At 28.3% G+C, this 26,217-nt stretch carries 24 protein-coding genes and 2 tRNA genes; 12 read left to right on the plus strand and 14 right to left on the minus strand.

Annotated elements, in window-relative coordinates; translation table 4 throughout:
• Position 1: 1 nt before the first annotated feature.
• Positions 2-1,663 (minus strand): Mhp366/Mhp367 family surface (lipo)protein, encoded by a 1,662-nt coding sequence (locus tag MOSC01_RS0103435; protein WP_010321397.1) that lies wholly within the window; start codon positions 1,661-1,663, stop codon positions 2-4.
• A gap of 166 nt (positions 1,664-1,829) precedes the next feature.
• Here MOSC01_RS0103435 and MOSC01_RS0103440 point away from each other — a divergent pair, with 166 nt between their 5' ends.
• Together MOSC01_RS0103440 and MOSC01_RS0103445 are read left to right on the plus strand one after the other, a co-directional pair.
• Positions 1,830-2,348: a hypothetical protein gene (locus tag MOSC01_RS0103440; protein ID WP_010321398.1), complete on the plus strand. Its 519-nt coding sequence runs from the start codon at positions 1,830-1,832 to the stop codon at positions 2,346-2,348.
• A gap of 34 nt (positions 2,349-2,382) precedes the next feature.
• On the plus strand, positions 2,383-3,066 hold the full coding sequence (locus MOSC01_RS0103445) for a ribonuclease III family protein (RefSeq protein ID WP_010321399.1): 684 nt from the start codon (positions 2,383-2,385) through the stop codon (positions 3,064-3,066).
• Here MOSC01_RS0103445 and MOSC01_RS04315 read toward each other — a convergent pair.
• Complete coding sequence (locus tag MOSC01_RS04315) at positions 3,026-3,592, minus strand: DUF402 domain-containing protein (RefSeq protein ID WP_010321400.1); 567 nt, start codon at positions 3,590-3,592, stop codon at positions 3,026-3,028. The genes MOSC01_RS0103445 and MOSC01_RS04315 overlap by 41 nt on opposite strands.
• A gap of 75 nt (positions 3,593-3,667) precedes the next feature.
• Between MOSC01_RS04315 and MOSC01_RS0103455 the strand changes: the two genes are divergently transcribed.
• Positions 3,668-4,531 carry an ECF transporter S component gene (locus MOSC01_RS0103455; RefSeq protein ID WP_044881165.1) on the plus strand — a complete coding sequence of 288 codons (864 nt, stop codon included), beginning with the start codon at positions 3,668-3,670 and terminating at the stop codon, positions 4,529-4,531.
• On the opposite strand, the gene metG is transcribed toward MOSC01_RS0103455, so the two are convergent.
• The 6 genes from metG to mraZ all read right to left on the minus strand — a co-directional run bounded on the left by metG (position 4,528) and on the right by mraZ (position 10,378).
• Positions 4,528-6,069, minus strand: a complete 1,542-nt coding sequence (gene metG / locus MOSC01_RS0103460) for a methionine--tRNA ligase (RefSeq protein WP_010321402.1) — start codon at positions 6,067-6,069, stop codon at positions 4,528-4,530. The two genes, MOSC01_RS0103455 and metG, sit on opposite strands and share 4 nt — an antisense overlap.
• Positions 6,062-6,832, minus strand: coding sequence for a tRNA1(Val) (adenine(37)-N6)-methyltransferase (locus MOSC01_RS0103465; protein ID WP_010321403.1), 771 nt, complete (start codon positions 6,830-6,832; stop codon positions 6,062-6,064). Before MOSC01_RS0103465 ends, metG begins: the two co-directional genes overlap by 8 nt.
• Positions 6,822-7,829 carry a nicotinate phosphoribosyltransferase gene (locus MOSC01_RS0103470; protein WP_010321404.1) on the minus strand — a complete coding sequence of 336 codons (1,008 nt, stop codon included), beginning with the start codon at positions 7,827-7,829 and terminating at the stop codon, positions 6,822-6,824. Before MOSC01_RS0103470 ends, MOSC01_RS0103465 begins: the two co-directional genes overlap by 11 nt.
• Positions 7,830-8,031: 202 nt before the next feature.
• Positions 8,032-9,012 (minus strand): cell division protein FtsZ, encoded by a 981-nt coding sequence (locus MOSC01_RS0103475; protein ID WP_029513114.1) that lies wholly within the window; start codon positions 9,010-9,012, stop codon positions 8,032-8,034.
• Positions 9,013-9,045: 33 nt separating this feature from the next.
• A complete protein-coding gene (rsmH, locus tag MOSC01_RS0103480; RefSeq protein WP_010321406.1) occupies positions 9,046-9,936 on the minus strand; it encodes a 16S rRNA (cytosine(1402)-N(4))-methyltransferase RsmH in 891 nt (296 codons plus the stop codon).
• Between the two features lies 1 nt (position 9,937).
• Positions 9,938-10,378 (minus strand): division/cell wall cluster transcriptional repressor MraZ, encoded by a 441-nt coding sequence (gene mraZ / locus MOSC01_RS0103485; protein ID WP_010321407.1) that lies wholly within the window; start codon positions 10,376-10,378, stop codon positions 9,938-9,940.
• A 708-nt stretch (positions 10,379-11,086) separates the two neighbouring features.
• Between mraZ and MOSC01_RS0103490 the strand changes: the two genes are divergently transcribed.
• The 5 genes from MOSC01_RS0103490 (at position 11,087) to MOSC01_RS0103510 (ending at position 14,579) form a co-directional block, all read left to right on the plus strand.
• Positions 11,087-12,469 carry a hypothetical protein gene (locus tag MOSC01_RS0103490; RefSeq protein ID WP_010321408.1) on the plus strand — a complete coding sequence of 461 codons (1,383 nt, stop codon included), beginning with the start codon at positions 11,087-11,089 and terminating at the stop codon, positions 12,467-12,469.
• A gap of 79 nt (positions 12,470-12,548) precedes the next feature.
• Positions 12,549-12,632 (plus strand) — tRNA-Tyr (locus tag MOSC01_RS0103495).
• A gap of 3 nt (positions 12,633-12,635) precedes the next feature.
• Positions 12,636-12,710: transfer RNA gene (locus MOSC01_RS0103500), tRNA-Gln, on the plus strand.
• A gap of 35 nt (positions 12,711-12,745) precedes the next feature.
• A complete protein-coding gene (proS, locus tag MOSC01_RS0103505; RefSeq protein WP_029513115.1) occupies positions 12,746-14,185 on the plus strand; it encodes a proline--tRNA ligase in 1,440 nt (479 codons plus the stop codon).
• Positions 14,186-14,249: 64 nt separating this feature from the next.
• Positions 14,250-14,579 carry a thioredoxin family protein gene (locus MOSC01_RS0103510; protein WP_010321410.1) on the plus strand — a complete coding sequence of 110 codons (330 nt, stop codon included), beginning with the start codon at positions 14,250-14,252 and terminating at the stop codon, positions 14,577-14,579.
• A gap of 85 nt (positions 14,580-14,664) precedes the next feature.
• On the opposite strand, the gene MOSC01_RS0103515 is transcribed toward MOSC01_RS0103510, so the two are convergent.
• The 6 genes from MOSC01_RS0103515 to MOSC01_RS0103540 form a co-directional block, all read right to left on the minus strand.
• Positions 14,665-15,393, minus strand: coding sequence for a hypothetical protein (locus MOSC01_RS0103515; RefSeq protein WP_010321411.1), 729 nt, complete (start codon positions 15,391-15,393; stop codon positions 14,665-14,667).
• Between the two features lie 174 nt (positions 15,394-15,567).
• Positions 15,568-17,085, minus strand: coding sequence for a 2,3-bisphosphoglycerate-independent phosphoglycerate mutase (gpmI, locus tag MOSC01_RS0103520; protein ID WP_010321412.1), 1,518 nt, complete (start codon positions 17,083-17,085; stop codon positions 15,568-15,570).
• Between the two features lie 6 nt (positions 17,086-17,091).
• Entirely contained in the window at positions 17,092-17,394 is a 303-nt protein-coding gene (locus MOSC01_RS0103525; RefSeq protein WP_010321413.1) for a YneF family protein, read from the minus strand.
• Complete coding sequence (locus MOSC01_RS0103530) at positions 17,378-18,118, minus strand: ribonuclease HIII (protein ID WP_044881166.1); 741 nt, start codon at positions 18,116-18,118, stop codon at positions 17,378-17,380. Before MOSC01_RS0103530 ends, MOSC01_RS0103525 begins: the two co-directional genes overlap by 17 nt.
• Positions 18,105-21,299, minus strand: coding sequence for a DEAD/DEAH box helicase (locus MOSC01_RS0103535; RefSeq protein ID WP_010321415.1), 3,195 nt, complete (start codon positions 21,297-21,299; stop codon positions 18,105-18,107). Before MOSC01_RS0103535 ends, MOSC01_RS0103530 begins: the two co-directional genes overlap by 14 nt.
• A gap of 44 nt (positions 21,300-21,343) precedes the next feature.
• Positions 21,344-21,700 carry a PTS transporter subunit EIIB gene (locus MOSC01_RS0103540; protein ID WP_010321416.1) on the minus strand — a complete coding sequence of 119 codons (357 nt, stop codon included), beginning with the start codon at positions 21,698-21,700 and terminating at the stop codon, positions 21,344-21,346.
• A 65-nt stretch (positions 21,701-21,765) separates the two neighbouring features.
• Here MOSC01_RS0103540 and trpS point away from each other — a divergent pair, with 65 nt between their 5' ends.
• Genes trpS through glpO form a run of 4 tightly spaced genes read left to right on the plus strand, consistent with a single transcriptional unit; the run spans position 21,766 to position 26,085 of the window.
• Positions 21,766-22,749 (plus strand): tryptophan--tRNA ligase, encoded by a 984-nt coding sequence (gene trpS, locus MOSC01_RS0103545; RefSeq protein WP_010321417.1) that lies wholly within the window; start codon positions 21,766-21,768, stop codon positions 22,747-22,749.
• A gap of 3 nt (positions 22,750-22,752) precedes the next feature.
• Positions 22,753-24,492, plus strand: a complete 1,740-nt coding sequence (gene thrS, locus MOSC01_RS0103550; RefSeq protein WP_010321418.1) for a threonine--tRNA ligase — start codon at positions 22,753-22,755, stop codon at positions 24,490-24,492.
• Positions 24,485-24,898, plus strand: a complete 414-nt coding sequence (locus MOSC01_RS0103555; RefSeq protein ID WP_010321419.1) for an MAG3450 family membrane protein — start codon at positions 24,485-24,487, stop codon at positions 24,896-24,898. The genes thrS and MOSC01_RS0103555 overlap by 8 nt, the downstream gene beginning before the upstream one ends.
• Positions 24,899-24,951: 53 nt before the next feature.
• Entirely contained in the window at positions 24,952-26,085 is a 1,134-nt protein-coding gene (glpO, locus tag MOSC01_RS0103560; protein WP_010321420.1) for a type 2 glycerol-3-phosphate oxidase, read from the plus strand.
• Positions 26,086-26,217 lie beyond the last annotated feature (132 nt).

Consider the following 26,217-nt stretch of genomic DNA (forward strand, 5'->3'; position numbering starts at 1 on the left):
CTTACGCTTTTTTATTTACAACAATTTTCTCGTTTTGAATTGGAATAAATCCCTTCTTTTGATTAGAAGGATAAAAATCTTTTATTAATTTTGTTAAATTAAAATCTTCAGTAACAAGTGGAATTCCACCTGATAATGAAATATTTGTGTTTAATTTGTCGTAGTAATTTTTTTCTATTCGTGAATTATTATCGTAAAAATTGTTAATTAAGCCAAATCCATTAATAAATTGGAGTTCACCTTTTTCGTTAAAAACTCCTGAACCAGAAGCGCCAGGTCCGTTGTTTGTATAAAAATACAATGATAAGCGTGAAAAATTTTGCTGTGGATCAGAGGCATAAACGCCTTTGAAATTATTTTTCATAGGTTTTGACTTTGGTCAAAAAAGTCCTACATTAAAATCATAGGTTGAATCACCTTTTTTTCAAACTTTTTCTGAAATTTGAACAGGTTTTTCTTTGACCATTTTTTCTCAGAAATCAATAAAATTTTGATAAGTTGCTAGAAAATTTTCAAATTTTGACTCAATCGAATTATTTTTAGCACTATTACCATCAGGTATTGTTTGATTTTGTTGAATTTTTGCTAAGATATCGCTTTTATTATCTTTATAAAATTTAGCTAATTCTTTTAAATTATCAATAAACTTTTTGTATTTAAAATAAAAAATTCCCACATCAAATTTTTGATTATCAAAATCAGAAGGAATTTCAAAATAATCATTGTAAAAATTAATAAGAAATTCTAAAATTTTAACTTGATCAAACTGGCTAATTTTTTTTTCGTAAATTTCTTTTACATAAAAAAGTAATGCTATATTATCCCTGTCGAGGCTATAAATTTTTCCATCTTGATATCATTCAAGAAAATTTCCACCTAAGGTATTTCAGAATCTTATTTTTTGGGTTTTAATTTCGAAATTTTCATCGTTGTATTTATAGCTTTCCAAAGGTCGTAAAACGTGATTATTTGTAATTAATAATGTTTTTTCATTATTAGAATCTAATATTGCAGCAGTTCCGGTCTTAAATTTTACGTTTTTTTGGTAAATTCAATCATATTCATTGGAATTTAAGGGTTGCGCATATGTGCCAATTTTATCAAGTTTAAATATTTGATTTCTAGCTTTTGAATCAAAAATTGTAAATTTTTGATTCAAAATATTAGCTTTAAAGTTATTATTTTCTTCAATTAAATCATCAACTAAAGGATAATTTAAGTCATAAATTAATAAATTATTATTTGTTGAGCCAAGAAAATTTTCATCACTTTCTTTTGTGACAAAGTTATTTTCAGTATTAAAATTAAACCGCTCATAACCTTCAGGAAAACTAACGTCATTTTTTGTTATTTTTTCAAGATCTAAAAGCGAAAGTTGCTCAAAAAAACTTTCTCTTTGTCCGTATTCTTCGGCTAGATCTTGATTTTGGTCACTAAAAAAATCATTAAATTGGTCAATTTCAGCTAAGTAATCTTTGCTAAATTTGTTTTCACTGTCAACTTTTTCGCCTTTATCTGATTCAAGTAGTAAATCAATGCCACTAATTTTTTTTGCAGGGGTCGAATGATTTAAATAATTGTAGGTAAAAAAAGCAGTAACTGAAGCCGCGCTTACAAAAAATAACGCAAAAATTGAAAATAAAATCTTTTTTTTCCTTGTCATAGGTCCCTTTTATATTAATGGATAATTTAATAAATTATATATAAAAATGCTAAAATACAAAAATAAAACATAGAATATGAGGCAAAATAAAACATCTAAATCCAAAATATGGTAAAATTTAGTTAATTTTTATTTTATTAATATATTATTAAGAGAAAGTATTTTAATGAAAAAAAGCATTTTTTTGACTTTTATGGCTTTAGGTTTTTTAGTTTCTTGCGGGGATACTAAAATAGAATTTAGTCCTATTAATTCAAATCCAGGTTTTCAGGATGAAGTTAATCCCAAAAAAAACCCGTATCTTCTTGAACTTGTTGATGAAAATTATTCTTATTCAAACTTTAAAGCAAAATATCAGCAAATTTTTAACCAAATTAAAAGCAAAAATGTTGATGAATTCCCTTTTGCTTGTGATAATGGCGCAAAAAATTGTTTAAAAGACCAAGAAATTAATTATCTTGTTGTAAAACAATTAGTAAAAGAAAAAATTCTTAATTTTAGCCCTGTCGCTGATTTGCCTTTGCCTGAAAACATCCCTAAAATACAGGTTAGTTTTATTTCGATGCTGTCAAAATTTTTTGATCAGGATAAAAAACTTACTTTGCACCTAGAATTTGGCCACTATCATTCAAGTCAACCACACATAATTCAAGATCAAAATTTTACATTAACATTTAAAAAATAAATATTAAATTGTCCCTAATTTTAAAAGGAGAATAATGCAATCTAATAAAAAAATTCACGAATTTTTGCAAAAATTAGATATTAAACCAAATTCAATAGACATTTATGTTCAATCATTAACACATAAAAGTTATAATTTTTCAAATCCATCAACACCACATTATGAAATGTTAGAATTTTTGGGTGATTCGGCAATTCATTATGCTGTAACTCGGGCAATCTATGATAATTTTTATAAAAATGAAGGTAATTCAACTCAACTTCGTGCGGTTCTTACTTCCACAAATTATTTAGCTAAAGTCTGCCAGGATTTAGGACTAATTGAGCTTGTATTTTTAGGTAAAGGTGCATCAGAAATCCGTGAAAATAACAAATTGAAAGCCGATGTTTTTGAAGCATTTTCAGCAGCAATTTTACTTGATCAAGGTTTTGATAAGCTTAATGAATTTTTGGCAAAATATTTGTATAATGGCGTAAATTTTGCATGCGAAAAAGAGTACAAAGACCCAAAATCAATTTTTCAAGAAAAAATTCAGTCTTTTTCTTCGCTTAGCAAAATTAATTATTTACCAACTAGACTTGCTGATGGAACTTTTCGTGTTGACTTAATTTGGGAAGAAAAAAAATACGGTATTGGCTATGGAAAATCTATTAAAGAAGCAGAATTTAATGCCGCAACTAACGCACTCAACATTTTTGCCGTTGACACAGATCAATAAAAACTTGAAGATACTCGTTACTAAAGAATGATTTTTTTTGCAAAAATAGTAGAAATATTTTGCTAATTTCATTTGAAAGTATGCCTTCTAATTTTGCGGGATAGTTCATAATTTCCTTATTTTCAAGGAATTCTTCGCGATCAACAATATCAAAACTTTTTTTGTTATAAATTTTAATATCTATATCATAATCAACAAATTTGATTGTATTTTCTTCAAAAATAAAATCTGAAGCTAAATTTATATAGTAATGATAACTAAAATGTTGTCCCGGTTTAAAAGTAATAATTGCATTATGCATTGTTTTTTTTGGAAAAACAAAAATAGTCGGTTCAGAAAAACGTCATGATTTTGTGCCATATTTTTTTACAATGCTGCCATTTAAACTAACAACAACATGAGTAAGTGAATTTGAAATTACTCTTGCATTTGATCACTGACGATACAAAAAACCATTATATTTATAGGCTTGAATGTTGATTATTCTTTCTGGATAAAGTTCTTGAAACGAGTTTTTTTCTATCATTTTTTTTAATCCTTTTTTTATTTTTAAATTATAATATTTTATACTAAATTTTTATTATAATTTACCATTAAAACAATGAATTTAACAACATTTAGAGCAAACATTAAAGAATTTTTCAGAGCGAACCATAAAATATTTCGATTTACAAGTTTTGAACTGGTAATTTCAGGATATTTAATGGGAATGTTTTTAATTATTGCTTTTATACTTAAAACTAGTCTTCCAAGCAGATTTAACTTAGCATTTGAACTTCCATTTTACGTTTTGATAGGAATAATTTTAAATTGATTCAAAGGCGCGATAGTTGCTTTTACATTTGATTTTGGAAAACTTTTGCTTACAAGTCGCATTTTTTTCTGAACCCCAGAATATGGAATTGTCCCGATTTTAGTTGCAATTTTTTCCTCGCTAGCTTTTAATTTTGCAAGTAAAAATAAAAAAGTATTAATTTTTATGTTAATTTTAACTTATTTAATAACTTTTTCAGTGTTTATTTTTTATTTTTTTACGAGTGAGTCTGAAATTCAAAAAGTCGCAAAAGGTTGAAGAAGGTTTTTTAGTAAAAATCTAGTTCTTTTATTAATAGGGATTTTTGGAGTTATTTTATTAGCATTTACAACATTTTTAGTAATTTTATATTGAAAAAAACCGACTCAGAAATTTAAAAATGCTTTAATAACGCTTTTTGTCCTTAGTTTTTGCTTTCTTGTTTTTCGTTGATTATGACATCCGTTTGCATTTGTGCAATATTATAATCGTTTCTTGAATCGAACTGGAAGAGATAGACTTATTGAAGATTATTTTTTCTTTTATTTAACGCCAATAATTTTAAAATCAACAATTTCATTTCCAATTTATTCACTTTTTTTGATAAACATAGTGCCATTAATTCAGTTTTTAAACGACAAACATAATTTTCGCTGAAAATTTGGTTATTAAGATTTTTTTCTTGGGAAAAAAGGTTTTTCCAGTTTTTCAAAAATAATTTTGTCAAATTTATCTAATTTTGTAATTAATTCAAAACTTGTGGTTTTTATTCCTAAAAAATCAATAATTTTTCCAATGGTTTTAGGCATAACGCAGTTTAGACATGCTGAAATCGCATAAATTCCATTTAAAACTAAAAGTAAACTTGCGCTTAATTTATCTAAGTTTTTTTCATTTCATAATTGTTTGATATCAAAATAACCGTTTAAATTTTTTGCTAGATCAATTATTAGTTTAAAGCCTTTTTCAAGCTGAAAATTTGACAAATTTTCGGAAAATAAGTCAAAAGTTAACAAAATTTTTTCATAATAACTAATATCTGTTCAATCTAAATCTTCAATTTTAAATTGCAAACCGTTATTAAAATACTTCAAAACAAGTGCAATTGTTCGACTAATTAAATTTCCATATGTGTTAACAAAAAATGAATTATATAGACTTTCTAATAATTTTTTGTCAAAAATACTATCATTTTCGGTACTTATTTGACTTACAAAATAAAATTTTATAATTTCAGCATCAAATTCATCAAGTAATTCAAGAGGATTAATTACATTGCCTTTTGATTTTGACATTTTTCCTTCAGGAGTTATGAGCCATCCGTGAGTCAAAATTGTTGATGGCAATCTGAAGTTTAATGATTTTAAAAAAATTGGTCAATAAATACAGTGAAAACGGGCTATTTCTTTTCCAACAACATGAACAATTTCTTCGGCCTGGTTTCAAAAATTTTGACTCTGTGGTGAGTCAATATTAATTTGGTCGTCAAAAATTGATAAATAGCTAAAAAGAGCATCAAGTCAAACATAGATAGTTTGATCTTGAAATTTTTCAAGATTTATTCCTCATTTTAAATTTTTTCGGCTAACGGATAAATCCTCTAAACCTTTTTGGAAAAAATTTTGCCTTAGCTCGTTTGCGATTTTTTTGTCAGAAATGAAATTAGGGTTAGCATCTAAATAATTTTCTAGCCATTTTTGGAATTTATTGATTGCAAAAAAATAAGAATTTTCTTCGACTAATTCCATTTTTGCACCGCTAACTGGGTGGAAAAATTCGTTATTTTTTTCTATACATTGAACTTGAGATAAAAATTCTTCGTCACTTACAGAATAAAGTCCTTGATATTGACCTTGAAAAATATCGTTATTTTCGTACATTTTGTAAAAAATTTTTTTAACAAAATTTTTATGATTTTGACTAGTTGTTCTTAAAAAATAATCATAATCAATGCCAAATTTTTGCCATAAAATTTTAAATTTTTCAACGTTTTTATCAACAAAAGTTTGGGGATCTAAACCTAACTGATGGGCTAGACGACTTATTTTGTGGCCGTGTTCATCAGATCCTGTTAGCATTAGTGCGTCAAAACCTTGCATTTTTTTAAAATTTCTGAGCACTCATGCCAAAGTTGAACTATAAAGATGACCAATATGGAGATTACCACTAGCATAATAAATAGGAGTTGTGATGTAAAATTTTTTAGCCATTTTTAACCTTTCGGGCTACATAAAGTTTCTGGATTTCTTTGCGATAAACATGTTTATTTTTATTATTAGGGTGTAAATAGAGATTATGTAGGAATTGGGTTCCCCACTGAGCATTAAAATCTGATTCAACCAGAACAAATTTGGGACTAGATCCCACTCTTGCCATTACAAATTGAACACGCTTTGGCTCAAATCGACCCTGACGCAAAAATTCTATCACATCAATAAATCTCTCGATTGGTAAAACCAGCGATAATCTTCCTTTATGTTGAATAATTTTGCTTGCCCCTAGAATTAATTGCGATAAATTAAGGCTAAATTCATAAATTGCATTTTTAAATTCAGGGCTAACATTTCGAACTTTTTTTGTTCCGACTTTAAAATAAGGAGGATTAGCAAAAATTAAGTCGTATTTTCGTGACTGTTTTTTATTATGTTCAACTCAAAACTGATTAAAATCAGCACAAATTAGATTAATTTGACTTTCTTTTTTATTGATTTCAACATTTTTTTTAGCTAAATTAATGGCTTTTTCATTAATTTCAATTGCATCGATAGTTAGATCTTTTTTTCTGTGAGCAACAAAAATTGCTAGTGCTCCGTTATTTGTTCCTATTTCAAGTGCTAGTTTTACTTTTTTAGTTAAGGTGATGAAATTTCCTAGCAAAATAGTATCAACTGAATAATTAAAACTTGTCTTGTCTTGTCAAATTTTAAGGTCATCATTATAACCCAAATTATTCAATTCAAGATTATTTTTCATATTCAAAAGTTATTAATTTTGCATTTTTACGATAAAAACGTCCAAATTTAGCTAATTTTTTGCCATTTAGTACTGTTGCATCGGCGCTAAAATGATTTCGAATTTGAAGCATATACTCGCCAACACCATATAAGTCTACAGGGGCATTTTGTTCTTCTAATTCCCTAATTTTCATAGGGTTTAATCCTGATGAGACTACAATTTTTACGTGTTGACCATTATTTTTGTCTAGCTCTTCTCGTAGTTTTTTTATTAATTTTGAATTAATTCCGAATTCGTCTTTTTTAGGATCTTCGAACATTTGATCGGCAATATTTGAAGAAGTATCAATTCTAACTCCAGCTAAATTTTGACCAAATTCAGCCAAAACAGCTAAGGATTCTTCAATTACATTGTTGTTAAAATCCACTAAGGCTACTAATGGATTGTCTGGGAAAATTTTACGGTAAGCGTGCGAAGTTTTAATAAGATCGCCATCAAAATTTTGAATTAAAGAGTGAGGCATTGAACCAAAATTTTTAGTTTCGCTTTTTCCAGATTGAGCTAGATTGCTAAATATTGAAATACCACCTATTTTTGCTGCTTTTCCGTCAATATGGTGCATCAAATAGTGATCAGAACGATCGGCCATAAAGATTATTTCTTTATTATTTGCTGCTTTTTTGCATAAATAAGCATTTGTTGCTATTGAAGTTGAGCGGCTTAAAATTCCGTCAATAATTCCTTCAACATGACCAAAAAGATGTAAAGGACCCTCTAATTCAAGAACTATTTCACGTTTTTTTACACGAGTTCCATCTTGTAAATAACGAATTTTATATTTTTTATAATCAGTATTATCTACTAAAAATTTTAAAACTTCATCCATTCCGCCAATAACGGCAAAATCTCTACGTTGGAAAAACTGTAAAATAACAATATTTTTCGGATTAAATTTTGCAAGTATTTTTTGACTATCAAGAAAATAGTCAGATATATATTTATTGAATTTTGACATAATAATTGAGTTGATAAAATAATAGTAAAACTACAATATTATTATACTATATTTCCGTCGATTTGCCCACAAAAAAAATTTTTTAAAAAAAATAATACAAAAACACCTTTTTGTTATAAAATTTTGTTTGCGTACTAAAATTTTATAATTTTTAAAGGTGTTTTATAAGCTTTTAATAAAAGTTAAATCAAAATCAATTTGCTTAGAAAATACTAAATTTGTTATCGAAGGCGAGATTTAATTTTGCTGCTTTTTTGCTTTCATAACTATGCTTTTTCTGACTTGCAATTATACCAATTTCAATTTGTTTATCTAATTTTGTGTTTGTATACACGCCATAAGAAAATTTTAAGTCTGGTTTGAAATTTTTTCTAATTGTGTTAAGAACATCGTTAATTTCGGTTTGTAAAATTGAATTGTTAGCACTAATTGTTATTAACATTTCCTCGGAAGATGAGAGATCAAATTCGACAAAATGGTTCTTAAAGGCATTTTCAGTTGCAACTATTGCCCTATTTGTACCAGTTGCACTTGCATATCCGACAAAAACAAAATTATTGTTGGATAAAATTGACTCGATGATTGAACTGTTAACATGAATTAATGCATTTTGTTGACAAATAGCTTTTGTTAGAATTGAAATTTTCTTTTGAATAGTCACTGCTATTAATTGAAGAACATTTTCAACTATAAGACTCGGAAATGTTGAACTTATTTCTTCTGGTGAAATTAAAATTAATGAATCAACAATTTTTTTCAAATTTTGAAGCACGTCAAAACTTGTTTCGCGTCTAAATTTTGACTCATTTTCAGAAGGATTTGTTGCTAAAACTATTATAATTATATTCATTTTTTGAGCAATTTCAGCTACTTCTAAAACCGCCCCTGATCCAGTTGATCCGCCTAATCCGACAATCAAAAAGAGAATTTTGACCCCAGCAAGAATAGATTGAATTTCTAAACTTTTATCTTTCACTGCTTGGTTTGCTTTTTTCCAGTCATATCCAAAATTTGATTGACTAAGAATTAGTGAATTTTGATCGCTAAAATTGAAATTAGAATATTCATCTCGTGAATTTATAAAAAATTTTGGAAAGCTAGCTTGATCTAAATTGAGACTTTGAACAATTTTAGATCCAAAATCACCTAATCCCATTAGCATAATTTTACTACATCTTTCCATAGTATTTTTACCTATTTTTCAATTTTTCTTTTTTTATGAATTTTTAATTAAAACTCGTAATTTAGCTGATTTTGCTCTTGGATTTAGCAAAACTTCTTCTGGTGATGGTCGAAAAACTTTCGTTGAGAATTCTGGATCGCCTTTTTTAAAAAAATCTTGCTTAGATTTACTAACTAAATTTAAAAATGCATCTTTGACAATTCGATCCTCTAGCGAATGGAAGCTAATAATTAAAACTTTTGAACCGTGCTTTAAGAATTTTGGTAACTTTTTTAACAACATTTGCAAGGATTCAAGTTCGTTATTTACTTCAATTCGCACAGCCTGGAAAACATTTTTTACAAAGTTTTTTTTAGATAACGCCAGTGCTGGAATAACTTTTTTGACGATTTTACTAAGATCAAAAGTAGTTTTCAAAGGTCTATTTTCAATGATTGCTTTTGCAATTTGCCGCGCAAATTTTACTTGTCCGTATTTGTAAAAAATCTGAACTAGTTTTTCTTCAGAATATTGATTTAAAACCCAAGAAGCATCAAGAGATTGACTTGTGTCCATTCTCATATCTAAATTGCCATCTTTAGAGTAAGAAAAGCCACGCTCAGGATTGTCAATTTGAGGTGAAGAAACACCTAAATCAACGATAAATCCATCTATATAATCAATTCCCAATTTTTCTAAGTGATAATCAAAATTTACAAAGTCTGAACAAATAAAATCAACATTTTGACTAATTGCAGTTAATTTAGATTTAGTTTCGTCTATGGCTTGGATATCTTTATCAAAAACAATCAGTTTTCCCGTTGTTAATTTTTCAAGAATCGCCTTGGAATGTCCGCCACGCCCTAAAGTTAAATCAACATAAAATCCTTCGGGATTAATTTCAAGAGCTAAGATAACTTCTTCTAACAAAACTGGAATGTGCATTTTATAATTCAACTCCCGATTTTAGCAATTCTTTTTCTAAATCAGCGGTAACATCACTGTCAGAAAACTTTGCAAAAAATTGATCGTATCTTTCTTCAGGCCAAATTTCAATTTTGTTATTAACCCCTAATAAATAGATTCTTTTTTTGACAGCGGCCAAGTCAAGTAAATTTTTGGGAATTAAAAATCTACCTTGCTTATCGACAGAAACTTTGACGGTATTTCCAAAAAAATATCTTGCAAAATCACGAAGTCGTGGATCTAATGAGTTTGCTTTTCCAATTTTTTGGGCAATAATATCAAATTCGGTTTGGCTTCTGATCTCGAGAATTTTTTCCAAATTAGCTGAAATATAGAAGTCACCTTCAAGTTCATCACGAAAAGCAGGAGGTAGTACAATTCTATTTTTTTCATCTAATATTCTGAAAACAGTTCCAAACATTTTTTATCTCCACTGTCAACCACAATTATACACTAAAACCCATTTTCAAAGAAAAAAAATTAATTTTTTTTATTTCTCATTTTTTATTTGAGAAAAATAACGGATTTTAGGAGGTGTTTTTTAAATTTTTTGGATTTTATTAGTGGAGTGAAGTGGGAGTGATTTTTATTAAAATCAGCAAAAAATTTAAAAATATCAAATTTTTATCGCCAAAAGTTTATTTTTTTGGGTTAAAAAAGGTATTTTTATAGTGATTTTAGAAATTATTTCAGTTATTGAGGTTAATTCTTAAAATAAATCGATATTTTGAAAAAAATTTTAAAATAATAATTTATTTTTAAAAATTTAAATTAAATTATAGTTTCTTTAAAAAAACCCAATTTTACCGAATTTAAATGAAGAAAATTAAGCTTAACTATTTTGCTTATTATATATTATATAATTAGTGTTGTTTTTGATGTCTGAGTTTGGTATTGAAAATTTCTAATTTTATTAATACAGGTTTTTATAAGAATGAAAATACCGAATCATTAAAAACATGCGCTTTTTTATCTTATTTAATTAAATAGAAAAAAATAATTAATATTAGTTATAAATTGGTAAAATTTAATGAAGAAATTGAAAAAGGTGCTAATATTAAATTAACTTTTTTAGATTTAAATTAAATTTGTAAAATAAATAGGTTAAATAGTTACACAGGAGAATTTAATGAATCAAAATCATGACCAACAAAAAAATAATCAAAAAATAAACGACCAAAATCAGTCTAATTTTTATAATTCAAAAAATTATAGTGCTAACAAATCTCATAATTCGAATTTTGCTTCCCGTGATCGCAAATATCAACATTATGGTAATTTTCAAAAACCCAATTATAGTCAAGATTTAAAAAATAACACCACTAATCCATTTCAAGGCGATGATAGTCAGAAATTTGTAGATCAAAAAGATATTGAAATTCAGGCCCAAAATAGCCCTCAATATGATCAACAATCGGAACAATACGTTAATTATCAGCCTAATTATCTAAAATCACAGCAAAATTTAGAAACAACTCAAGAGCAAAAAAAGGAGTCAAAAAATTTACTTCAAAAAGTTACAAAATCAAAAAAACCTAACCAAATTAATTTTTCATGACTTTTGCATGATGATGAAAATCAGTTTTTTTACTTCCTTTCTGATTCTAGAGCTGTAGCTGAAATTAGCGATTTAAATAAAAAAATGCAATATCGCGAAAAGCATTCGACTTGAACCTCAAGTTTTTACCAACTTAATTCAGATATTTTTCAAAAGCATGAAAAAAGAACCAAAACTAAAATAAATCCCGTCGAAAAACTTTGAAATAATATCTCTTTTACTGCAAAGTCAATTTATTATTCAATTTCAACCTTACTAGTTTCGATGTTGATGCTTATTTTTTGATTATTTTTTGCCGGAATTAGTAATTTTCAATTCTGACAGTATTTAGCATTTGTTGGATCATTTGTTCTATTTTTAGTAATTATTCAAACTTTGGTTTATTTTAATAATTTAAAAAACCGCAAAAGGCCAAGAAAATTAATTTTTTATTATATTGCCGATTCGATTTTTTTGCTATTAAATTATATTGTAAGATTAGTATTTTTACTTAGCCCGATTTTTAGTCATAAATTGATAGTTTTAAATGTTAATTCTGAATTAATTAGCCAAAATTTAGCGCAATTAAATCCTTATAGTCAAATTTTATATTATATTTTTTGGTTTCCAGCACTAAGTTACTTTTTTGGTCTAGGGTTTTTTATTGTTATTAAGTGATCTGAATTTGTTAAGAATTTTTGATTTACCTTTGCTATTTTTAAAATTTTATCTTATCAAAAATTAGCAAATGAATATAAAATAAGACATGATGATGAAAGACTTGCTAAAAAATTAAAAGATAAATGGATTGAATTGTACAAAATTGGACGTCCTTTAGGTAATTTTTTACATCCTTCTTTTATTTTTGCTTATAAACAAATTAAAATAGACCCAAATCTTCCAATCGAAGAACAAGAAAAACTAGTAAATGATGTTCTCAATATAGTAACTGAGGATGTTGCAAAATATCGCTAGTCTAAAAAAAAAAAAAAAAATTAAAAAAAATTATCGAATCAAAAAAAATATGTTATAATTAAAAAGCTGCAACGCACCGGGGGGGTTTGCAGAGCGGCCAAATGCGGGTGGCTGTAACCCACTTTCTTCGGATTCGGGGGTTCGAATCCCTCACCCCCCACCATTTTGCCCCATAGCCAAGCGGTAAGGCAACGGTTTTTGGTACCGTCATTCGTTAGTTCGAATCTAACTGGGGCAGCCAAATGTTAATTCACCATTTTTTTAATTATTAATTTTATGAAACGTCCCGAAAAGATAACGCCAAGTAGCGAAGATTTTGCAAAATGATATGTTGACGTTATAACTCAGGCGAATTTAATGAGTTACGGTCCAATCAAAGGAACGCTTTACTTTAAACCTTTTGGTTATTCAATATGAACTAATATAACTAAAATAGTTGATGCATTTTTTGCTTCCCAAGGCGTAAAAAATGTTTATTTTCCGCTTCTTATACCTGAAAGTTTTATAGAAAAAGAGAAACAACATATTAAAGGTTTTGCGCCAGAATTATTAACAATAACTCATGTTGGCCAAAAAAAATTATCTGAAAATATTTATATAAGACCAACTAGCGAGCTCCTTTTTGCTGATTATTTTCGAAATGAAATTGCTTCAAATAACATTTTACCGTTAAAATTAAATCAGTGAACTCAAGTTTTGAGATGAGAAAAAACTACTAATCCATTTTTGCGTAATACTGAATTTCTTTGGCAAGAAGGGCACACAATTCATTCAGATAAATTAGAGGCTCAAAATTTTACTAAAAAAATAGCTAAATATTATAAATACTTTTTAGAAAATTATCTTGCTATACCAACAATATTTGGTAAAAAAACTAATCGTGAGAAGTTTGCCGGCGCTGTTACAACTTACACTATCGAGTCAATGATGCAAAATTTCCGCGCGCTTCAATCGGCCACATCGCATTTTTTAGGCCAAAATTTTGCTAAAAATTTTGGAATTCAGTTTAAAAATAACAAAAACGAATTTGAGACGCCATATCAAACATCTTGAGGGATTTCAACACGTCTAATTGGTGCTCTCGTAATGGTTCACAGCGATGATAGTGGTTTAGTTTTGCCTCCAAAAATTGCCCCATATAAGGTAGATATTCTTGAATTTTTTGCAAAAAAACATCCCGAAGTAAAAGACTTTTCAAAAAAAGTAGCTAGAATTCTTAAACAAAGAAAAATTAGCTATCAAGTAGATGAATCAGATGACCAAATTGGCTTTAAAATAAATAAGTCTGAAGTTTCTGGTTCGCCAATTCGAATTGAAATTGGGCCAAATGATGTAAAGAAAAATCAAATTTGTCTTGTTCGGCGTGATAATCGTCAAAAAATTTATTTTAATCTTGATGAATTAAAAGACAAATGTCCTAAAATTCTTGATGAAATTCAAAAAAGTTTGTTTGAAAAAGCTAAAGCACGCATAATTGAAAATACAGTTTTTGTAACTTCATATCAGGATCTTCAAACAGAAATACAAAAAGGGAAATTTGTTATTGCTCCTTTTAATGAGAGTTCGGCAAAAGAAAAACAAATACAAGATGAAACTACCGCAACAGCCCGTTGTATTTTGCCAAAAAATTCAATATTTAATATACCACAAAGCAGTAATTCGATATTTAGCGGCAAAAAAACTACTAGATTTGTTTTATTTGCAAAATCCTATTAATTTTTTTTATTTATTATTGTAAAAAAGCAAGAATGTGGTATCATTTATAAAAAAAGGAGATATTATGCCAATCTTTGATATTCACTCAACTGATGACATTAATCAAAAAATTCTAACAAGCAAAGCTGCAATTCTCGTATTTCACCAACCTGGATGCGGAGCCTGCGTTCTTTATGAACCTTCAATAGATCAAATGAACGATAAATACGGAGTAAATGGTCTAGTTATCATTAGAGTTAACGTGCGTGAAAATATTTTATTTGCGCGTGATAACCAAATCCAAGGAACTCCAACGACATTATTTTATAAAGATCACAAACTTGTTCATCGTCTTGAGGGTTATGTTCCTGCTGATGTATTAGAATCACAATTAAAACACTTTGATTTAATTTAATATCTTAATTTCATCTTCGTTATTTTTAAAATAAAAAAGCAATTTCATTCGGGAAATTGCTTTTTTATTTATTTTAGAAATTATATTATAAAGGTTTATAAGGTAAACTAATTGTTGCAAACGAGTTATTTTTAGATTGGATTAGAATTCTATTAAATTTATAACCTTCTTGTAATGCAGCTTGAAATTTATTTAACGAACTATTGAAAGTGGTATTTACAACTTTTCTCTCGTTATTTTTGATAAATTCAGCTTTTAACTCGACATTTGCATCAGTGTTTATTCAATTTTTTAAAAGTTGGGTTTTAGGATCAATTCAAAGCGAAGCATCTTGTTTAACTATCGCAATTTTTTTCTCAAACCAAAGATTGCCTTTTAAATCATCAGGGAATTGATCTTGCGAAATTTCTTCAGAACCAACTTTAATTTTTTTGAGCGATCACTTATAGTCGTATTGTAATTTTCCGGCTGTGTTAAAAATTACGGTTGAATTATTTATGTTTCCACTAACTTCAGCTGTGATTTTAGGAGGATTATTTGTTGTATCAGCTCCATCAATTTCACCTTCAAAATGAGCCACTACTTCTGTTGCATTTTTGAACTTATCATTTTTAATAGTAAAAACATAATTACCATTTACATCAAAACTTACACTTGGTCCTAATTTGTCAACAATTTTCGCGCTCATCTGGACAGGTGTTGTTGGTTTTTGACCCTCATTTGTTTGATTAACGCTACAACCTGCTGCTACTAAAAAAACAACGGGAGTTGAAAAGATAAATAAATTTTTTAATTTTGCTAGCTTTCTTGCCATTTACACCTCTTAATTTGTTTGATATATTAAATTATACTATTTTTTTAATATTTTTTAGAAATTTGTAAAAAATATTAAAAATCTACAAAAAATTATAAATTTTAAGTTTTTAAAAAAACCAAAATCAAAAAAATGATTTTGGTTTTGAAAAAGATAAATTAGACTCTAAAAAGTTTAGTTTTGCTTAATTATTAAGGATTCATGATCCATGTCAGGGTGTTTTTTAATATTTAAATAATCAAGCACTGTTGGGGCAATATTTGCCAATCTTCCGTTTTTTAACTTCAAACTTTTATCACTTGAAATTAACATAACGGGAAATACGGTATGTTTTGTTGATGGTTTATTATTTTCATCCTCAGTAAGTTCGGCATTACCATGGTCAGCGGTAATGAAAAAATGAAAATTATTTTCTTTTGCTCAGTTGTGAATTCGACCAATTTGGGAATCTAAAATTTCAACTGCTTTTATAGTTGCTTTTAAGTTTCCTGTATGTCCAACCATATCTGGATTTGCAAAATTGACAATAATAAGGTCATAATTTTGGCCAACTTGAATTAATTTATCAGTAATTTCGACAGCAGACATTTGCGGATAATCAGCATAAGACTCAACTTTTAATGAATCAACAAGAATTCGGTCAGAATTTTTTAATTCAAGTTCTACACCACCGTCAACAAAGAAAGTTACATGGGCATATTTTTGCGTTTCAGCTAGTCGAAGTTGTTTTAATCCTGCCTCATCAGCTACTTTTCCAAGTGGATTATTGACTTTCATTTCCTCAAAAGCAATATCGCAATTTATCCCTTCATATTTCATCATTGACACAAAAGTGTCGATTTTTACAGGATATTTTGCCTTAAAAGTATATAAATCTGTTTGCAAAATTAAATGCGAAAGTTGTCTTGCGCGATCAGGGCGGAAATTGAAAAAAATAACACCATGATTGTCGTTAAGAAAATCATTTTTATTAACTTGCAAATTTATTGCCGGTTGTAAAAATTCGTCACTAATTCCTTTTTCATATTGAGAATCAACATAATCAATTGGATTTGTGAAGGTATTTTCGGCTTTTCCGCGAATAGAATTATACCCTAATTCAACACGGTCAAACATTTTATCACGATCCATTGAATAAAAACGACCAGAAATTGAAGCAATTTTGTAATTTTCAAAATTTTTCAATTTCTTGATTAATAAATTAAGATTTGGTTTAATTGATTCAGGAGCAACATCTCGTCCGTCACCAAAAAGGTGTAAATTAAGTTTTTTAACACCAAATTCGGCGGCAAAATCAATTAGGGCAAAAAGGTGATCTTGATGTGAGTGAACACCTCCAGGTGAAAAAAGTCCCATAATTTGCACTGGTGTGTCAGTTTTGATACTATGCTCAAAAACCTTAATAAATTTTTCATTTTTGAAAAACTCACCGGTTTTTAAAGCATTATTTATAATTGAAATTCCTGTATAGACAATAAATCCAGCCCCAATATTTAAATGCCCAACTTCTGAATTTCCCATTTGTCCTTCAGGGAGTCCAACTTCCTGACCTGAGGCGGCAATTAAACTATTTGGATAATTCTCAAAAAGGTGATCAAAAACCGGTGTTTTTGCAAGTGCAAAACCGTTTCCTTGAGTTTCTGGACGCAATCCAAGGCCATCAATAATAATTAAAATAACTTTTTTTTTCATTATTTCCTACTTTTTAGCGTTTTTTACTGATCGCATAACCGCTCTAATTTGTGCCTCAGATGGTTTTCGACCCATTTGCATGTACATTGCGCGAATCATGCCTTCAGTAATTGGTGGATTTTCGCGAATTTGTTTTTCAAACATTTTTTTTGAAACTATTAAGGCAATCACACCGCCAATAATAAATAAAATAATTCCAACACCAATTGTTATGCCAATTCAGCCACCAAGACCAACTCCGCCAGCTTTACCGACATTTGCGATAATTTGTTCTGAATTTTCTTGAAACAATTTAGCTATTTTTTCCATTTTTTTCCTTTAGTTTTGTATAGACTTTATCAGTAATGCTAAAATGTAATTTTACATTTTCTTCAAGGAAAATTGTCCCGTATTTCTGAATTTGCTCGAGGCAAAAATTCACAATTTTTTCAATTTGATTTGAACCAGCCGGAAAAATTGCTTTTCATTTTTCTTGCCGTTTATTGAATTTTTGACTTAAGGCATGTTTTGCAATTATTGAGGCAGCTCCGACTTGTTTAATTTTTGTGTCGGCTTTTTTTTCTAAAATTAAGGGATATTTTTCAAAATTTCATTGCTCAATGTTGAAAAATTTACTTATTTTAGCAAAATATTGACTAAATTTTTGCGCTGAGACAAAACCATCAATGAAAATTTTATCAATTTGGACATTTTTAAAAATTAAAATTAACTCGCTAAGCACTTTAAAATATAAAAAAGCTTTGATTTCATGTGAGTTTAGTCCTTTTTGGATTAGATCATTATAGTCTTTCATCTCTAAAGAGATAAATTTATAAGTAATTTTTTGATCCAAAATTTCAAAAAGTTCACTAATCTTTTTTTCATTTAAAAGTTTTGAATCAACAATTTTTTCAATAAGTTGCTCTTCAATTTCTGACTGACGAAAAACCGCGCAGCAAACAGTTAAATTTGTAAAATACTCACCAACACCAACCTCATCACAGCCAATTATTAAATCATCAACCTGATATAATTCCGGTTTAAACAAGATCATCTTCCTTCAAATTGATAATTTCTTTTTTGAGTTTTTCGGTTACCTTATTTCTATTGAGTTTTCATTCAACAAAATTAATTATAATAATTGGATATTTTTTTTGTTGAATGAATTTGATTGCATCAAAATATTCAATATACTCTTTAGGTTTGCGATATTCAAGTGAATCTAAATAAATTCCAAGTAAAAATTTGCCTTGATCAAAAATAGCAACATCAATTTGCTCGGTTCCGACAATATAGTTAGTTTTTAGCTCTAAACTTGGGAAAAGACCAAAAAATTCTTCGGCAAATTCTTGTTGAAAGTCGGCAAAAAAGCTTGATTTTGCAACATTTTTTAACTCTGAAAGTGAAAGTTGGGTTTTATTTTTACGTGAATAATTTATTTGTGATTGAACATCAAGGTCAAGGAAATTAATTCATGATTTAAAAATTTCTAGATCGTCAGAGTTAGAAGTATTTTGAATTTCATCAGCATTTATTGACTTGCAAATTATCATTTTTTGACGTGCACGCGATGTTGCAACATTTAGGGCGTTTTTTCCACCTTTTCGCGCTATATAAGTTGAACCAAATTTTGCACTTTGATCGTAGGCAACTGAAACAATTACTAAATCAGCCTCATCTCCTTGAATATTTTCAAGACTATTTACAATAATTTTATCAGTATAGATTAATTTTTCAATTTCTGGATAAGATTCAAAAATTATTTTTTCAATTGCGTTTTGCTGGTTTTTATTAAAAGCCAAAATTATCATTGTCGCAAACTTGTTGATATTTTTTTGGGCAATATCAACAACTGCTTTTGCCTCAACAATATTTTGCTGCCCGTCTCACTGACCATTAACATTATGAACTTCAATTACATCATTGCCTTCAAAATTATGATTATTAGCAATTTTAAGCTCTGAATCATAAAAATGACGTGAATTAAAAGACATTAGTGAGGCATGATGTGAACGGTAATTTTTGTCTAACATAATGTTAAAAACACCTTTGGAATGGGCATATTCAAGAATTGACTCGATATTTGCAAAGGCATCATCTTCTGATTCATCATTCATTTTTGAAGCAAACCAACGAATTGGTTGCATTTGTTGGTGATCACCAACAAGAACTTTAATTTTTCCGTAAAATAAAAGTGGGAGCGCTTCTTCTAAAAACATTTGTGAAGCTTCATCGATAATAATATAATCAAAATAACGTTTTTCGAACATTACAAGTTCAATGTCGGGAGTTGTAATAATAACTGGGAACAAAATCTTAATAACTTCAGCATGTTTTAGTAAAAACTTGTAAGGAGACATTTTCTTTTTTTGTTTAACGCTAAGTCTGAAGCGAGTATAGAGCTGTTGAAATTCAGGGTCATTATTTAATTTTGCCAAGATTTCAAAGACTTTTTTTGCATGGTGAATAAATAAAGCCTTATCATCAAGAACTTCAACTTTTGGTTTTCTTACAAAATTGAGAAACTTTTCGAGATTTTCAAAATTAGAAATTTCTAATTTTGAAATTTTGTTATAAATGTTTTCCAAATTGTCATCATAATTAACTAGGTTTTCAAGAATTAAGTCAACATCTTGGCGAAGTTCATTAGAAGCCATATGCATTGCTTTTTCATAAATTTTTAATTTACGTTTGAGTTTGCTCTCAATAATATGTAATTTTAGACTAGTTCTTGAATGTGGTGATCTTTTTGGATTGATATTAATTGATTTATTTAGTTTAAAAAGAGTTTCAGCAATACTTAGTTTAAAAAAATTGTTTGCTTTTTCAATTGTTTTATAGGCATCAAGTGTATTTGTCAAAGTTTCAATTTTAGGGAAAATTTTTTCTAAGAGTTCTAAATATTGGCGATCATCATCGGAAAAAACTTTAATTTCTTTAAGCTTTGATTCCATATTGAAATTTTCGATATTTTCAATATATTCTTCAATTGGCTTGTAAAAATCTTTATAATTTTCCAATTTTTCATTAATAACAAAAAGACAAAAAAATGACATCATTTTTAGTCTTTTTCTTAAAACAACAAGGGCAATTTTTTTCTGTGAGCTAACAAGTGCGGTTCGATTTAGGGCAATAACATTTGAAATAATGTTTGCAATTGTTTGAGATTTCCCTGTTCCTGGAGGCCCTCAGATAATTGTGTTTTGTAAAATTGCCGAAATATGAGCACAATCTTGGGTAAAATTAGTGGGCTGAATTTTAAAAAATCCTGTAAATTTAGGTGAAAAAATTGATTTTTCAACATTGTTTCTGTATGTTGTTTTATTAATATCAACATCAATTAAGTTGTGAATTTCACCAGTTTTGATCATTTTTTCCATGATTTGGCGTTGGTGTGATCCGCCAATGTTGAAAAATCCTAGAACAACTCCGGGGTGAAAATGTATTGTATCTTCTGGAGTTGAAACATCTTTTGCAATTTTTCCTTCAATGTTAGGAATTTCAAACTTATCATTATAAAATTTTTTAACATTTTCAATTACTTCTTCAATTGAAAATTCTGAAAAATCAAAGTCAAAATTAAAATCAATGTCAAGTTTCTTTAAAAATGCAAGAAGTTTATTATTTAGTTTTATATGTCCATCAGCATTAAGTCTTGGCACTGAGTTTACAATTGTAACTTCACATTCTTTAACAAATAAAGGTCCAAAAAAACTTCGATCTTCAATTGACAAAGAAATATAGCAAAATCCAATGTGTAAAGGTCAAACATTTCGATCTCTAAGAATATCATAAGCTTTTTTGATCAAACGTTTTCATTTTGCTAGACTTGTTTGTTTTTTATATGATATTTTATTTAATATGTCTTTTTTTGCTGACTGAAAATCAGAATTAAGCGCTCTTTGTGTAAGCGGGTTTAGTTTGTAGTCTGAATTTTTCAAGTATTCGACTAATTCATCTTTGTCTTGAATTGATTCTATTTTTTCAATAAAATCATCAAATTCACTTGTTGTTAATGACACAGAAGAAATTGGTGAAGAGATTAATTTTCTAAGATCGCTAGTTTTTAAAGCAGAAAATAAATCAATATAATTTTCGTTGTCAATTCTTGTAAAAAGTGCTGAATCTGCACGTTCAATTGTGATTAAATTTGCTAGTAAACGCTCGTAGCTTAAATTTTGATTTGTACCAGTTGAATTTTGTGTTTCACGGGTATGGGTTCCAAATTTTTGCATTTTTTTATGTAATTTCCTTAGGATTTTTTAAACTGTTTTTAAACTTATTCAAAATTATTTATAGCTTTTCAAATAGCCTTAGATTTATTGCCAACTATTAAATTAATTTCGTTTAAACCAACAACAACTCCTGAAATCCCTTTTAATTTTCCAATTTCATCAACATTGATACCTTCAGTTGATTTTAATTTAATTTTTAATCTCGAAACTGTAAAATCACATGAGTCAATATTTTTAATCCCGCCTAAAAATTTAACTAGATCATCGACTTTGAAACCGATTTTATCATCAAAAGTGAGTTCAGACTTTGTTTTATTATGTTTTTTTTTAATATGTTTAGCAAACAAACCAAAGCTAAAAATTTGCAAAAGAAAATAAATGATTTTGGAAATTAGCTTCATAATATCTTTTTAAATTATACTCATTTTCTAAAAAAATTGTATAATTATGCTAAAATTTTTTTGCTATGAAAAAAAGATTAGTAAGTGGAATAACTGCAACTGGAAACTTAACGATAGGAAATTTTCTTGGTTCAATAAAACCGAGCCTTTCGTTTCAAGATCAATACGAAAATTTTATTTTTGTCGCTGATCTTCATGCCCTTACTTTGCCGATCCAGGCAGAAAAATTAACCCAAAACCGAGCAAGTATTTTTGCATTTTATCTTGCATGTGGTTTTGATCCTGAAAAAACCGTGTTATTTTTTCAATCTGATATTAGTGCTCACAGTGAACTTTTTTGACTTTTACAATCCCAAACAACAATTGGCGAGCTCTCAAGAATGACGCAATTTAAAGATAAATCTCGCCAAAAACAGGAAAATAATACCGAAAAAGTTCCAACAGGTCTGCTAACTTATCCAATTTTAATGGCTGCGGATATTCTTTTATATAATCCTGATTTTGTAACGGTTGGTGCTGATCAATTACAGCATTTAGAACTTACACGAAAAATTGCTCACCGTTTTAACAAAATTTATAAAACAGATTTTGTTATTCCAAAAGCTATAATTTCCCAAAATACGCAAAAAATAATGTCACTTACTGATCCAACCAAAAAAATGTCTAAATCAACAAGCCAAAAAAACTCGGCAATTTTTTTAAGCGATTCGCCCCAAGAGGCCTATAATAAAATTCAAAGAGCAAAAACTGATTCTGAAAATAAAATTTATTTTAGCCAAGAAAAGCCCGGGATCAGTAATCTTTTGAATATTTTTATGGGTTTTACTGATAAAACTCAAGAAGAAACGCTTAATTTTTTTCAAGATCAATCCTATAAGTTTTTAAAGGAAACGGTTGGAACAATTGTTGCTAATTTTTTAGAAGATTTACAGAAAAAGCAACAAAAAATGCTACAATTTGTTGAAGATTTTGCAAAAAAAGGGGCATCAAAAGCAAATCAAATAGCAAATTCAAATTTAAAAATAATAAAAGAAAAAATGGGGCTTTAACTCATGGAATTAAAAATTGATTATGAACTCAATCATTCTACCTCTCATCTTTTAGCGCTTGCAATAAAAACACTTTTCCCAAATGTAAAATTAGGAATTGGTCCTGTTTTTGAAGATGGTTTTTATTATGATTTTGATCTAGAAAGTCCACTTTCTGAATCAGATTTTGCAAAAATTGAAAAACTAATGAAAAAATTAGTTTCAAAAAATTTAAGAATTGTCCAAACAGAAGGTAAAAATCTTGATTTTCAAAGTCAAATTTACAAACAAGAGCTAAAATCTGATCTTGAAAACAAATCTGAAAAAGTGACCTATTTTTCAATTGTTGACCAACAAAACAACATACTTTTTGAGGATCTTTGTGCTGGAAGACATCTTGAGAGTTTGAACCAAATAAAAAATTTTAAGCTCCTAAAAATTGCAGGTGCCTATTGACGTGGAAATTCAAAAAATAAGCAGCTCACAAGAATTTATGGTACAAGTTGAGATTCAAAGGGAAATCTTGAAAAATTTCTTCAAATTTTACAAGAAAGACAAGAAAGAGATCATCGCCGGATTGGTTCAAAACTAAAACTTTTTAGTTTTAGCCATTATTTTGGACTTGGTTTCCCAGTTTGACTTGAAAATGGGATGAAAATTCATAACAAAATTAGGCAAAAAATACTAGAATTTGACAGAAATTATGGTTTTAGGGAAGTTTTAACCCCTCATTTTGGTCACCAAAGCCTTTATGAAATTTCAGGACACTTACAACATTATAAAGATGACATGTTTTCACCAATTAAAGTTGAAAATGAATCACTTATTCCGCGCCCAATGACTTGCCCACACCATATAATTTTATTTTCTGAGCAACATTTTAGTTATCGGAATTTGCCTTTTAGAATTTCAGAGCAATCTAGGTTATATCGTTATGAAAAATCTGGTGCACTTTCAGGTTTAGAACGAGTTCGAGCAATGGATTTAACCGAAGGGCATATTTTTGTTACAAAAAAGCAAATTTTTAGTGAAATTAGCCACCTTTTTAAGATGATTCAAGAAGTGCTTGATTTTTTTAAAATAAAAGTTTTTTATATTTCTTTTTCAAAAAGAGACCCACAAAATAAAGAAAAATTTTTCCAAGATGATTTAATGTGAAGTCAGGCCGAGAATGATTTAAAGCAATTTCTTGATCAAAACAACGTAAAATATGTTGAAAAAATCGGTGAAGCTGCTTTTTATGGTCCAAAAATCGACTTTCAAATTAAGACAGCATTAAATAAAGAAGTTACAATTTCGACTTTGCAGCTAGATTTTCTCTTGCCGCAAAAATTTGGGATTAGTTTTACTAACGAATTTAATCAAAAAGAAACTCCAATATTGATTCACCGTGGTCTAATTGGAACTTATGAGCGGTTTATTGCAATTTTATTAGAGCAAACTAAAGGAAAATTGCCATTTTGACTATCACCAAAGCAAATTATCGTGATACCTGTTGGTGAAAAACATTATGATTATAGTAAAAAAATCCACGAAATACTTTTTAATTTAGGATATAATTCCGAAATTGATTTAAGATCTGAACGAATTACACGTAAAATTCGTGAAGCAAATTTACAAAAAACTGCTTTTCAGATAATTGTGGGTGATGAAGAAATAGCAAAAAACGAAATTACTTATCGCGAATTTGGTTCACAAGAATCTTTTAAAATTTCTTTAGTTGACTTTATTGAATTGCTGAAAAATCGCGAAAAAAATGTATAAAAAAATAACAAAAATTCCGGATTTTGTTTTTGCCTTACTTCTAATTTTCATTCCGATTAGCTTAATTTATATATTTTTTTCGCCTGATTTTTGACAAAAAGAGATAATTTCATATTGAATTTTAGCCATTATTGGAATTTTAAATTTTTTTGTTTGTTTTTTTGCTTCATTAGTTTTAACTAGACTAAAAGTTGTCGATTTTTCTTTTATTTTTTATTATTCTGTTATTTTATTTTCATTAACTTTTTTACTGCTTACTTATCCACTTAATTCAACAAGAATTTTGCTAATTTTACGTGTTGTTTTAGTTTTAGTTTCAATTTTTTTAATTATTCCGTCTTTGATTATCAAAAAGAAAATTGCCAACCGTTTATATAAAAACAAATTAAAATCAACCAATAAATAACGATTATTTTGATATAATTAAATTATAAAATTATTAAAAGGAATTAGTCGCATATGGAAACTAAAAAATTGCAACAATATGATGTAGTAATTATTGGCGCTGGGATAATCGGCACAAATATTGCTTTTGAATTGAGTAAATTTAAACTAAAAATTGCAATTCTTGAAGCAAAAAAATATGCTGCATCAGAAACTACAACAGGAAATTCAGGAATAATTCACTGTGGTTTTGACGCAAAACCGCATAAATTAAAAGCAAAATTTAATGTTTTAGGACATAAATTGTGAATTGAAAACATATTTCCAAAAGTAGATTTTCCTCGTCAAAAAGCAAAAAGCGTTGTTCTTGCCTTTGATTCTGAAGAAGAAAAAATTATTCATGATCTTTATGAGCGCGGAATTATCAACGGACTTAGCCAATCACATTTAAGAGTTTTATCAAAAAAAGAGCTAGAAACTCAACATCCTTTAGTTTCAAAACAAGCATCTTTAGCACTTGAGTGTGATAATTCTTGAGTTATTGATCCGGTCAAATCTAGTCTTGCTTTTTTAGAAATTGCCCTTAAAAATGGTGTTGATGCTTATACTGACACAAAAGTTGTTTCAATTTCAAAAAATGATCAACATTTATTTGAAATTGAAACAAATAATAATGAAAATAAATTTTTTCAAACTAAAATTATTATTAACGCTGCCGGTCATTATGCTGATGAAATTGGAAAATTAGCTGGATTTTCCGAATTTAGCCAAAAACAAAGAAGAGGTCAATATTTAATTCTTAAAAATCACCCTGATGTAAAAGATGTTTATTTTCTAGTGCCGCAAAAATATGGAAAAGGTGTGATTGTTGCGCCTCGTCCTGATGGTAATATTTTAGTCGGACCAACAGCAGAAGAAAATATCGATAAATCAAAGGTAAATTGTCTTGATTTTAATCTTGTTGAGCAAATTCAAAAAATTGGTCATAAAATTATTCCTACTTTAGATTATCAGGAAACAATTTTTGCACTTGCAGGCTCAAGACCGATCGAAATTCAGGATAGCGATTTTGTTATTCGTGCTTCTTATAAAGATCCTAATTTTATTTTTGCTGCCGGAATGCAGTCGCCAGGTTTATCAGCAGCACCTGCAATTGCTTTAGAAATTGTAAAATTAGTTGAAAATCAAATAAGCTTAATAAAAAAGTAATTTTAGATCAATCTAGCTAATATTCATACATTTTTCCAAATTAAAAAAGATGCAATGATTTATTGCATCTTCCTAAATCGAAGATAAAAATGCAACGTATAGTATAATAATATTATACTTGCATTTTTTTAT

Origin of the sequence: Mesomycoplasma ovipneumoniae SC01 (assembly GCF_000218525.1) — a bacterium.
GTDB classification, from domain to species: Bacteria; Bacillota_I; Bacilli_A; order Mycoplasmatales; family Metamycoplasmataceae; genus Mesomycoplasma; species Mesomycoplasma ovipneumoniae_A.